We start from the raw sequence: 13087 nt of genomic DNA on the forward strand, positions 1-13087 counted from the left end.
CAACTGCTGTTACCTACGCGGGAGGATGGAACGTAAGCTGTAACGGAGCAAGCGACGGAGCAATTGATCTGACTGTTGGTGGGGCAACTCCGGGATACAGCTACACCTGGAGCAACGGAGCAGTTACAGAAGACATAAACAGTCTTCCAGCAGGAACATACTCGGTAAACATTACCGATGCGAACGGATGTACAAACACACAAACCATTACTCTCACAGAACCGCCTGTTTTGACAGCTTCAACGACTGCCGATACCTACGCGGGAGGATGGAACGTAAGCTGTAACGGAGCCAATGACGGAGCAATTGATCTGACTGTTAGCGGGGGAACTCCGGGATACAGCTACATCTGGAGCAACGGAGCAGTTACAGAAGACATAAACAGTCTTCCAGCAGGAACATACTCGGTACACATAACCGATGCGAACGGATGTACAAACACACAAACCATTACTCTCACAGAACCGCCTGTTTTGACAGCTTCAACAACTGCTGTTACCTACGCGGGAGGATGGAACGTAAGCTGTAACGGAGCCAATGACGGAGCAATTGATCTGACTGTTGGTGGAGGAACCCCGGGATATAGCTATGTATGGAATAATGGGGCGACAACAGAAGATCTCAGCGGACTTACCGCAGGAACTTATTCTGTGACAATTACCGATGCAAACGGATGTCAACACTCGAATCAGATTTTTATCAATCAACCGGAAGAGCTAACTTCTGAACCTGAAATAACTTCAGATTACAATGGTTCAGATATTAGTTGTTTTGGTGCTTCTGATGGTTCCGCATCTTTGAGTGTTAATGGTGGAACTCCTGGTTATACTTATATATGGATGAATTCTGATAATGAGGTGATTGGGAATTCACCTACAATCTCAGGCATCCCGTCCGGAGTATATAACGTACTGACAATCGATGCGAATGGCTGTCAATCTTCAGCTTCTGTTACATTAAGTGACCCTGAATTCTTATTCACGGATATTAACACATTAACAGATTATTATGGATTACCTGTAAGCTGTGAAAACAAAGAAGATGGAGTTATCGAAGTAGTTTTCGAAGGAGGAACACCAACTTACACAATCGCTTGGGAAAATCCTGCAAGTAATAGCGCCATTCTTTCAAACATAGGACCCGGAGAGTATACTGTTACAATTTACGATGCGAACGGATGTCAAATCAGTGACAATATTGTTTTAGAAGGTCATCCAATTCCTGAGTTTAGTCCTGCTCCTCCCGTGGAAGTTTGCATTGGAGATGAACTTATCCTGGATTGTATTACTGAACCAGGTAATAATGTAATCTGGACATTTTCAAATGGATATACCGACAATTCTTGTTCCCCATCTCCGTTTACAGTTGATTTTGTTGGTTGTATTGATGCCAGTGTTAAAGTCACAAGTCCATTCGGTTGCACCAACACCTGGCTGTTAAGTGACTACATTTGTTCAAATCCGCTACCTGATGCGGATTTTACGACAACGCCATCAGATGTGACTTTCATCTCATCAACAGCTTACTTTGAAAATCTATCTACCGGGGCTGTTTCGTACGAATGGAACTTTGGCGATAACTCTCCCAACTCGTTCCAGGAGAATGTTCAACATACTTTCCCGGATGCCGGACCAGGACAATATACAATCACTTTAATTGCAACATCCGAATTTGGTTGTATCGATTCTATTTCTAAACCGATCAGGGTGAAGGATGCATTGATTTTCTATGTTCCAAATACTTTTACCCCGGACGGAGATAATTTTAACAACACCTTTTTGCCTGTATTCTATTCAGGATTTGACCCTTATGATTACACCCTGTTAATCTTTAACAGATGGGGAGAATGTATTTTTGAGTCGCATAATGTAGAAATAGGATGGGACGGGACATATAATGGAAAAATGGCACAGGACGGAACATATACATGGAATATTGAAGTACGAAATGTAGAAGATTCGAAACGTTTCCAACAAACAGGACATGTAAATTTGATCCGATGACATTGGTCGTTTCAGGAATAAACTGAAAAAAAACGTTCCTGTATGTGAACGTTTTTCCCGAACAATTATGAAAAATATTCGCCCGATCCCACACCGGATCCAGTTCCATTTATTACAAAAGAGAAACGCCTGCTTTCTTTTTTCTGTATATTCACCCCGTTTCTAACAAAAATCAATGGAAAACCAATTCTATAAAGTCATGAATGCGCATTCAGATGAAAAATTGCTGGAGGTGTATAAAAACAGATCCGGGTATAAACCCGAAGCAGTAGAAGCCATGGAGCAAGTGCTTTCTGAAAGAAATCTGATGGAACATGCAGATCGCATCGTTGAGGCACAACAGGAAGAAGAAATCATTTCCAGGGAAGAATTGTACACCCGGTTTCAACGCTCAACATTTGGGAAAGTGATTTCAGATGCAGCATTTGCGCAGGAACGTTTAAACAATTCAATCTACCTCCAACGCTACATTTCGCCCTTGCATGGCTATAATTGGGTGAATCATATTTTTATCGTTTTAGGGATCGTTGGTACTGTTCTGGCCCTAATCATTTTGGGAACGGGTGAATTTCATTCAACTGCAAATACCATTCTGACATTTTCAGTTGTTGCTGCACTCCTGTTACCTTTCGGAATTTGGAAGCTTTTCAAAAACAAAGCTCAACTGACGATCTTTAAGCGGGTAAACAGCGGTGTACTTGTGATAGCCGGACCAAAAGACCAACACGAAATTCGATTTCCGCTTCGTTACGAATGTTATTGGGAATGGCACCACATTAAATCATCGTTGAAACAAGTAAAGTTGTCCATTTTCCTGTATGACGACAAACGCAATTCTTGTATAGAATTAAGAGAGTTTTTAGAAGTTCAGAAGTCCCCTCCCCCACACTGGGAACAACTACCTGATCATTTTTCTCCGAAAACAGCTTCCTATTTTGCCTATCTGAATCATGGCCTTCAAAAACCATTTTTATACGAATTTGAAAAAATATTGAAGGGTCTGCATGAATGATTCATTTTTCTAACGAACTGACTCATCAGATTGCGCAAAATGGTTTCAATGTCAAAAAATCGGTTAGTTTAGTGATTCAATATACTACTTGAAATGTTCTTCATCTAATATACAGAATTAAGTGAAAATGAAAATATAGAATAAAATCATTGACGACAATGACGAACCAAATCTTTGGAGTTACATAAGGGGGGTGCTGACAAACAACGACTTCAAATCATAAACTGTAAGTTTAACATGTTTTCACACGAATAACGATGAAAAAACTATCTTTATTATTAACGTCCCTGGTCATTGGCAATCGTTTATTAGCAGATCAACTGGACGGTTTAGCGTTTTTGGACACGTTGGTATACGTACTATTTGTTGGTATAATCAGTAGTTTGGTATTATTTCTCACGGCAATTTTTCGCTTTTCGAGAAAAGAATACAAGGTCAGCACACCATTGACTATTTCCGCTTCAATCGTACTGATGTGCGCGTTCATTTCAATCAGAACATTAGGGTCAGGCATTGATCCCGGTTTTCTTACATTTTGTATCGGTATTGCAATCCTGGCAATCGTACTCATTATTCTTAATTACCGGGTAGGAATTAAACGGATCAAAGATCAACAAGATGAATGAAAACAACCTGATCAAGTAAAACAGTAATACGACACTCTTCAGGAAAAGGCAGGGAGATTTGGAAATAAGACGATTAAAACAGAACAATACTTTTGAAAAAACAGCACTTTCAACATTACTCCCGTTTTTTTAATTTTATCCTTCTAATCAGTTAACAAACAGTTATGAGCGATCAAATCATCCTTGCAAACAGATTCCGTGAAGTCATTTTAAACGGAACCTGGATTGCAAATACAAACTTTAAAAACGAGTTGGAAACACTGGACTGGGAAATTGCAACTGAAAAAGTGCATAATCTCAATACCATATCAATTCTGGCTCAGCATATCCATTATTACATAAATGGAATCAAACAGGTCTTTCTCGGTGGGAACTTAGAGATCAGGGATGCATATAGCTTTGATTTTCCGGACATCCATTCATCTGAACAATGGGAACATTTTCTTGGGAGATTCTGGTCTGATTCGGAAGAGTTTGCTATACTGATCGAACAAATGCCGGAAAAACAACTCAACGAAGATTTTGTTCTCGAAAAATACGGAACGTATCTGAGAAACATTGAGGCGATGATTGAACACAGTTATTATCATTTAGGTCAGATTGTGCTAATAAAAAAAATCCTGAACAACCGATCGTAAAATGCAGTCGCACCCTCCCCCGGAAGTATCCTAAATATCACTGATAATCTGAAATATACGGCATAAATCGTATTTCAAAAGTATAACTCAGGTAGTAATTTTGTTTCATTAATAACTAAACAATTGAACATAATGAAAAAACAATTACTATTATTTCTATCACTGATTGGTGGTTTAACCGTTCAGGCTCAAAATTACGATTTATTTGTACTTCAGGCAATTACATGGGATGCACCAACATCTGGAGGCTACCTGAGAATCAGTCAGATGGCAGCATGTAATAACGGACCTGACAATGCAAATCAAGACTTTGATGTGAGTCTCATTTTGAAAGATGTAACGACTGAAACAATTTACATCATTGCAACCAAAACAGTGCAAAGTCCGGACATTCCACAGGGAAACTGTACGTTTGTCTATGATCTGAACGGATACATCGCAGATGCGCTGCCAGCAGTTCCTCAAGGAACCTATGAATGGGGAGTATGGGTTGATTCCGGTGAAGAAATTACAGAATCGAATGAAACAAATAACTTTCGTTACATCGGAACACTCAATTATCCGGCTTCATTAAGTATAAACCAACCGGATAATGAACCAGACGTCAAATTATACCCCAACCCTGCAACTGATGTTGTAACTATTTCTGGCTTGCAAAACGGGGATTCCGTACATCTGTCTGATATCATGGGTAAAACGGTTTACACTGCTATTTCAAACGAACAATCCAATACCATTGATACACGTGATTTTCCAACAGGAATTTATTTGCTTCGTGTAGAAACAAATGGAACAACAAACACTAAAAAACTAATGATTAACAAATAAATAAACAGTTTTATAAATTCCAGGGAGAGCAATTTAAACATGCTCTCCTTTTCTTTTTTATTCAGTTTAAAAAAGTGAAATTTTATGCTTTTTTTGTATAATTGTAATGTGTTCGGAGTAATCTAACTGAAAAGAAAATATGTATAATCAAGCTGAGACAACGAAAAAAAATGATCGTACTTTTTCTACGGATACAAAGAAAAGTAACAACAAATATGCTTTTAGTTTTGTAGATAACCGACCTCAAACTGTCCTTCAACGAAAAATACAAAACACCATTCACAATAATTCCAAGCAGAAATATGGTTCTCTGAATAATCCGCCTATAACCATTATGCAATTAGCTGAAACAGATGAGATTTTTCGTACAGCAGCACCATCAGGAGTTAAAAATGAAGCGAAAGAGATCTACTTGCTGGAAGGAAATGAAAAATATGGATTAAACCATTTAAAAAAACACTCCAAGGAATTAAGTACAGTTGCTTATAGAAGAGGATGGACAGGTAAAGTCGAGGATATCCTTCAAAAAGTGATTGAAAATAGTATGTATTCTGCATATAGTGAAATGGATGGAAATACTTGTCTTGTTTCATTTCCTATCACATGTAGAAACAGAATTGTCATTCCTATTGCAGAAGATGGTAAAATTATTACCGCAATGGTAAAAGAGAATGATGATGGAAAAGGTAGAAAAATGTTTTGGAAACATGCACCTTCTGAAGTAAATTCAAGAGGTTGGGATATCGTCCATGGAAAAGTAAAAGGTAATCTGGAAGATGCCCCTTGGGATTTATATTCCGGAAACTGATAGATGAATATCTCTTGAACAACAAACAAAACTAAAAAGTTGATCAATCGTTTTTAGTTACGATTCTTTAATCCCATACAATTTATTCCTGGCTCCCCTACCAACATATCCCGATTTTCTACTACATTTTTGTAAAAAGCTACCATCCGTACAATTGTTGTCAATCCTGTGAGAAAATAATAATGCAACACCTAATTTTGCGCGCTCACTAAAAAATATTCAAAAAACAACAATGATGTATGAAAAAGATGAAATTACTTATCCTTCTGTTATTCGCACTTGCACTGAACAGTAACCAACTACAGGCACAGATTCAGAACCTGACCTATAGCGGGTGCTCACTTTACAATTCAGGATCACCAAGCTACTACAATTACAACAAAGTATTTAATTCCGTACAACTGGCAACACACGACGTACTACTAACTGTCAGCTACCTGGGTTGTAATCCTTATACAACCAATAGTGGTGGGATCAGATTGAGCGGAACAACCTTCGTTCAGCCGGATGTTCCGGTAGGAAACTGTAGCTATTTAACAACAACTTACACCATTCCAAAAGATGTGTTCAATCAAGCGGTAATAGACGGTGGTGGTTCCATCAAATTTGAATTTTATATTCGCGATCGATGTTCCCCGGGAACAGGATGCTCATACTCTAACGATCCATGTATACAAATAGGAGCAGCCGTTGACTATTCATGTGTCCCGACATCCGGCACACATACGGTTACATCGTGCGGACCATACACCTGGATTGACGGACTGACGTACGAAACGAGCAATAACACGGCAACACATACACTTGTCAATGCAGCAGGTTGTGACAGTACGGTCACTCTAAATTTAACGGTTGGTGATAACCTGGCTCCCGTAGCAGACACACCAACGCTTCAGGATGTAACAACACAATGTTCGGTAACGTCGCTTAACGCTCCAACAGCAACAGATAATTGCACCGGAACAGTAACCGCAACACACAATGTAACATTGCCGATCGTAACACAGGGAACGACAGTCGTAACGTGGACATACAACGATGGAAACGGAAATATAGCAACGCAAACGCAAAATGTAATCATCGCAGACAACACAGCACCGGTTCCAACTGTGACAATGTTGCCGGATATTACTGATCCATGCTCTGTAACCACACTTACAGTACCTACTGCAACAGACAATTGTGCAGGAACAGTAGCTGCAACACACGATATAACACTCCCCATTACAACACAAGGAACAACAGTTGTAACCTGGACGTATGACGACGGAAACGGAAATACTGTCACACAAACACAACAAGTGACCATTGAAGACAACACCGCGCCCGTACCGACTTTGGCGGCACTGAACCCGGTCACTGCGCAATGCGAAGTAACAACACTTACAGCTCCTACTGCAACAGACAACTGTGCAGGAACAGTAACTGCAACACACGATGTAACATTACCGATTGCAACGCAAGGAACAACAGTTGTAACCTGGACATACGACGATGGAAACGGAAATACTGCCACACAAACACAACAAGTAATTATTACAGACAATACGGCTCCGGTTCCGGCGATAACAACCTTGCAACATGTGGCATCCACTTGTTCGGTAGCGACATTAACTGCTCCGACAGCAACGGACAACTGTGCGGGGACGATCAACGGAACGCCAAACGTAACCTTCCCGATCACAACACCGGGAACAACGATTGTAATATGGACGTACAACGATGGAAACGGAAATACTGCCACACAAACACAACAAGTTATCATTGCTGACAATACAGCGCCTGTTGCTGATGTGACAACATTGAATCCGGTAACAGCAACATGTTCAATCGCTTCATTGATCCCTCCTACAGCAACGGACAACTGTGCAGGAACGATCAACGGAACGCCAAACGTAACCTTCCCGATCACACAGCAAGGAACATTTGTCATTACATGGACGTACAATGACGGAAACGGAAATACTTCCACACAGACACAAAGCATCACCATTGATGATCAAACGGCACCAGTAGCGAATAACGCTATTCTTTCACCTGTAACTGCAAATTGTGAAGTGACTTCGCTTACTCCTCCGACTGCCACAGACAATTGTACGGGAACAGTGACAGGAACACACGACGCTGTTCTTCCGATCACAACTTCCGGCACAACAGTGGTTACCTGGACTTATAACGATGGAAACGGAAATACATCCACACAAACGCAACAAGTTATTGTCAATTCAGCAATCGAAAATGGCATTACACAAGTAGACGCCGTAACTTTACAAGCCGATGCAACAGGTACGGGATACACGTACAAGTGGATTGATTGTGCAAACGGGAATACGGTTATTTCGGGTGAAACAGGACGTACATTCAGCATCACAACAGCAGGAAGTTATGCCTGTGAAATTTCAAACGGGATTTGTACGGTTACAACTGATTGCATCTCCAGCACGATGGGAATTGACGAAAACAACGTTGGAACAGAATTATTCGTTTACCCCAACCCGACCTCGGGAAGCGTAACGATTGATTTAGGAGAAGTTGTCAATCATGCGAATGTGACTATATACAATACACTTGGGCAATTAGTGGGAACGGAATCCTTTGATGCCATCCGCGAAATCAGTGTTCTGTTAAAAGGTGAACCGGGAATGTACCTGGTTCACATTCAGACAGAAGGTCAATCAGCAATTGTGAATGTAATTAAAAAGTAAACTTCAAATAACTACTACATGACAGAATCCACCCGGTTTTCGGGTGGATTTTTATGTATGCAACACCTTAATTCGTTATCTTTGCACGCGTTTTCTCCCCTGCTAATATTGGTTTCAACACCTGAACAATTTATGAAGCACTGTTTATTTACCTTTTTTATACTGTTGATTGCTGCTTCCGGATTTTCTCAGAATGCAAAGGAGAAATTACTGATCGATCAGTTGCAAACTGCTACTGCCGATTCAACAAAAATTCGTCTGATAAGGGAATTAGCGGCATCACTGTCTAAAACAAATGCCGATCTGGCGAAACACTATGCTAACGAATGCCTGAATCTATCATTAAAAACCGGCAATAAAAGCGGAGAAGGCTTTTCTTACAATCTATTAGGCGGTCTGCACCTGCACCAGAGTGAGTATATTGAATCAATGGAACTCTATCTGAAAGCATTGCGTATTTTCACCGAATTGAATGACAAACGACAAATTTCCGCTATTTATAGCAACATCGGGACTTTATACGTAAAACAGGGAAACCTGAAAGAGGCACGTAAGAACCTGGAATTCGCCATTGAGCTGAAAGAAAAAATGGACCCAAAAAAGGGGTTGGCAAACAGCTACCTGAGCCTGGCATCCGTCGTATTCATGGAAGGAGATCTGAAGCAGGCACTGATTTATTTTGAAAAGGGAGAACAACTGGCACAGACGACGAAAGAGGTATACATTGAAGCTGCCTGTCTGAACGGAATAGCTGCGGTTCAATTTAAAAAAGAAAATTACAGCGATGCTGTAAAAGGATACAGCCATGTACTTGAGTTGTACAAATCATTCGATGGAGATCATCGGAAAATAATTGCCGGAATTCTACACAACCTTGCATCAGCCCATCGCAAGCTGGGTGAATTGGACAAAGCCTTTGAGCTTCTGAATGCCAGCCTTGAACTGGCAAAAGAAATCCGGTCCAATGAAGATATCAAGCAGGCATATGCCGGGTTGAAAGCCTACTACAAAGACAAAGGAGATTTGGAAAATGCACTGATCGCAGAAGAAAATCACTCCATCTACAAAGACAGTGTGGTCAATGAATATGCACTGAAGACAGTAAATGAACTGCAGGAAAAATACCAGGCCGAAGAACGAAAGAACGAAATTCTAAAACTAAAGGAAACAAACGATCAACTCAAAGAAAAATCAAGGTTGCGCTATGGCTTATTAATCGTATCTGTTATTGCCCTCCTGCTCATTCTACTGGTTGTATTCTTTTATATGAGGCAGGTAAAGGAACGACAAGAACGAAAACAATCAGAGCTCGAACAAAAGGCGCTTCGTGCACAAATGAATCCTCACTTCCTGTTCAACAGTCTGAACAGTATACAACGCATGTACATTGAAGGTGATGAAGATACAGCGAATGATTACATGGCCGATTTCTCACGTTTATTACGAAAAATTCTCGAAAACAGCGGGAAAGATCATGTCCGGTTGAAAGAAGAACTGAATGTCATTCAATTGTACATGGATCTCGAAATGGTACGCACGGACCATTCCTTCGAATATGTCTGCGAGGTTGCTGATGATATCGATCTCCAACAGATCAAAATACCACCGCTGATTTTTCAACCTTACCTGGAAAATGCCATCTGGCATGGTATCATTTCAAAAAAAGAAAAAGGTCTGATTACATTGAACATACAAAAGCCGGAGCCGGGAAAACTAATCTGCCAGGTAATTGATAACGGAGTTGGATTTTATTCAGGAAAACAGCTGAAGTTGTCAACAGGAAACGAATCAAAAGGCATGCAAATTACTGCTGAACGGCTTGGAGGTAACCACAACGTATCAATAGAAGAACGTGCCACAGGAGGAACCTGTATTACATTAACCATTTGCTATACAACATGATAAAAGCAGTTATAATTGACGATGAAAGAGATGCGCGGTTTTTACTCCGCAACATGATTGAGAAAAAACTAAGCCATAAAATCCAGTTGCTGGGTGAAGCAGATGATGTTGATACCGGTTTTGAACTAATCACAACTAAAAAACCGGAACTGGTGTTCCTCGATATCCGTATGAAAACAGGAACAGGATTCGATTTGTTGACAAAAATGGGCAAGGAAACACCAGACATTATTTTCATTACCGCATACGACCAATATGCCGTAGACGCTTTCAAATTCAGTGCGTTCGGATACCTACTCAAACCCATCAAACTGAAAGAACTGGAAGCATCCATTGAAAAACTGGAAGGCCTGAAAAAAGGACGTCACGGGAATGAAAAACGCATCAAAGTGCTGATTGAGAATTACGGCACAAGAGGAGAAGTGCAGAAGTTGGTTATTCCCAATATGAACGGGTTTGATGTCGTGGAAATTCCATCAATCGTCAAACTGGAAGGAGACCGGAATTACACCCACTTTACCATGGATGACGGCACAAAAGTTACAACAAGTAAAAACCTGGGGGAATATGAAAATCTGCTGGAAGAATATGGTTTTTACCGGATTCATCAAAGTACCATCGTCAGCCTGAGACACGTCAAGGCCTACAAAAAAGCAAATGACGGCTATGTAGAGCTTTCAGATGGAGCGGTCCACAAAATAAGCCGGAACAGGAAACAGGGATTGATTTCAAAATTTTTGTGAGACAAAATTTCTGAAATCCATGTATAGAACGACATTGGTTAATTGAAAAATAATCACTGCAAACAGGATCGATTCACTTTATCTTTATCTTTGAATCTTTGACATCAATTATCCATTTATGAAGCCATTCATTCTGAAATGCAACCTCCTAACGGGTATCTTTCTAATCTCTTTCGGGATGTTTGGACAGCTATCCATTAGTGAATTTGTTCATTCCGGTAATTCTTCTCTTTCATTTGATACCGTTGCCACTTCTATTCTGAGCGTCAAAAAGCAAGATGGTAAGTTTGGTATAATCAACGCCTCAGGTGAATGGATGGTCTCTCCTCAATACACACAATTGGGGCATCTCACAGATGAATCACGGAAACCGTATCAGTTAGACTGGAAAAACGGAGTCGTTATTGTTTCTAAATCAGGGAAATACGGCGCAATAAACTGCTTTGGAGAAGAAGTCATTCCGTGTATTTATATACATGCGCCAACCTTCAGAAACGGATTGTTTTACCTGGAAGACAACACCGGAAAATATGCCCTGGCAGATCGTACAGGAAAAATAGTGTCTAAATTTACAACTGCTTATCCATCTGTTTTTCAACATGGACTGAAAAGAGTGAACCTGAACAAGTATCAAGCTAGTGCTAACAACTACGCGTTCGTCAACAAAAAAGGAGACACATTAATTCGGTTCAGTAGTGCCGATTATGCATTTTCTGTGCTGGGGCATTCAGAAGGAATGACAGCTTTTGTGATGTATCCGCTTGTTTATGGTTTAACTCAGGGAGGCATTGGTTTTTTGGATGCAACCGGTAAACTTGCAATCCCTCCCGTTTATGCTTCCAAGCATCTGAAAGATATGGAAGTTTCTGCTGAATGGTGGAATTACAAGCCGGCATTTCACAAAGGTCTTGCTTTGGTACTAAAAGGAGACACTGTTATCTACATCGATAAAACCGGAAAGGAAATCATCCATTTCAGAGATCGTCCGGGAGAAATTGTTGCACGTGATAATTTCAATGCCAACGGCTTCACACAAATCACGTATTACTTTAATGAGAATGAACGCCGTGTGAGGTATACAGAAATTATTGACACAACAGGTGCTACCATACTTCAAATTAAAAACGACGGTCACATCGGGAATGACGGAATTGAAGTTGATTTTTCCCGTTACGAACATTCCGGATATTTTCCGGTAGTTGAACCCAAAGGAAAAACCCTTTACACTTCAAAACTGGAGAAAATTCTGTTCATTCCCCGTTCTGACGAACAGTATGCTTACTTTTCTTATTCGAATGATATGGGGACCTGCATCGTCAGAGAAGACAAGCAGACCGGTACGTCCGAATACACACACATTAATCCTGCTGGAAATCAATTGTATCCATACCGCCCTATACACACATATTTTGATCCATTGACCAATAACACGATTTCAATGAACGGAACGCTACTTGAACTCAAAAATACTTCCGGAGAAGTTCTTTATTCCTGTGATAGTTGCGAATCAACCGATCTCAACCGCTTAAAAAATTACCGGGGCGGTCTGTACAACAATTCTACCGGTGTGTATGAAATCCACAAAGGAAAAGAAATTTTATTTGTAAATTACAAAGGTATGCTGATTGATCAATTTTATTCAAAACAAGAAGTTGCGATTTTATTCAGCCATATTTCCGCCGAACAAAAAGCATACATAGCTCCGGAAGTAAGCACTGAAGTATCAATTACAATTCGACAAACAGACCTGGACCAGCTGTACAAAATCATGCCGTGGTCTACTGCAAATCGGGCAAAATCAGGGAACCGTTAACCTGATGAT

Annotated in this window: 10 protein-coding genes; all 10 read left to right on the top strand. The window is 40.3% G+C overall.

The window, feature by feature from the left end; genetic code table 11:
* On the top strand, window positions 1-2003 hold a 2003-nt coding region (locus H9Y05_RS13975), incomplete at its 5' end, for a T9SS type B sorting domain-containing protein (protein WP_216714636.1).
* Between the two features lie 175 nt (window positions 2004-2178).
* Window positions 2179-3015, top strand: a complete 837-nt coding sequence (locus H9Y05_RS13980) for a hypothetical protein (RefSeq protein ID WP_216714637.1) — start codon at window positions 2179-2181, stop codon at window positions 3013-3015.
* 257 nt (window positions 3016-3272) lie between these two features.
* Window positions 3273-3641, top strand: a complete 369-nt coding sequence (locus tag H9Y05_RS13985) for a hypothetical protein (protein ID WP_216714638.1) — start codon at window positions 3273-3275, stop codon at window positions 3639-3641.
* A 164-nt stretch (window positions 3642-3805) separates the two neighbouring features.
* The gene (locus H9Y05_RS13990; RefSeq protein WP_163491045.1) at window positions 3806-4279 is read left to right on the top strand and encodes a DUF1572 domain-containing protein; all 474 of its coding nucleotides are present in this window, start codon (window positions 3806-3808) and stop codon (window positions 4277-4279) included.
* A 132-nt stretch (window positions 4280-4411) separates the two neighbouring features.
* Window positions 4412-5107, top strand: coding sequence for a T9SS type A sorting domain-containing protein (locus H9Y05_RS13995; RefSeq protein ID WP_163491044.1), 696 nt, complete (start codon window positions 4412-4414; stop codon window positions 5105-5107).
* 139 nt (window positions 5108-5246) lie between these two features.
* The gene (locus H9Y05_RS14000; protein WP_216714639.1) at window positions 5247-5915 is read left to right on the top strand and encodes a hypothetical protein; all 669 of its coding nucleotides are present in this window, start codon (window positions 5247-5249) and stop codon (window positions 5913-5915) included.
* Window positions 5916-6163: 248 nt separating this feature from the next.
* Window positions 6164-8620, top strand: coding sequence for a T9SS type A sorting domain-containing protein (locus tag H9Y05_RS14005; protein ID WP_216714640.1), 2457 nt, complete (start codon window positions 6164-6166; stop codon window positions 8618-8620).
* 132 nt (window positions 8621-8752) lie between these two features.
* Entirely contained in the window at window positions 8753-10522 is a 1770-nt protein-coding gene (locus H9Y05_RS14010; protein ID WP_216714641.1) for a tetratricopeptide repeat-containing sensor histidine kinase, read from the top strand.
* The gene (locus tag H9Y05_RS14015; protein ID WP_216714642.1) at window positions 10519-11265 is read left to right on the top strand and encodes a LytR/AlgR family response regulator transcription factor; all 747 of its coding nucleotides are present in this window, start codon (window positions 10519-10521) and stop codon (window positions 11263-11265) included. Before H9Y05_RS14010 ends, H9Y05_RS14015 begins: the two co-directional genes overlap by 4 nt.
* Window positions 11266-11443: 178 nt before the next feature.
* A complete protein-coding gene (locus tag H9Y05_RS14020; protein ID WP_216714643.1) occupies window positions 11444-13078 on the top strand; it encodes a WG repeat-containing protein in 1635 nt (544 codons plus the stop codon).
* Window positions 13079-13087: the final 9 nt, after the last annotated feature.

Source organism: Taishania pollutisoli, assembly GCF_014518315.1.
GTDB lineage: Bacteria > Bacteroidota > Bacteroidia > Flavobacteriales_D > Crocinitomicaceae > Taishania > Taishania pollutisoli.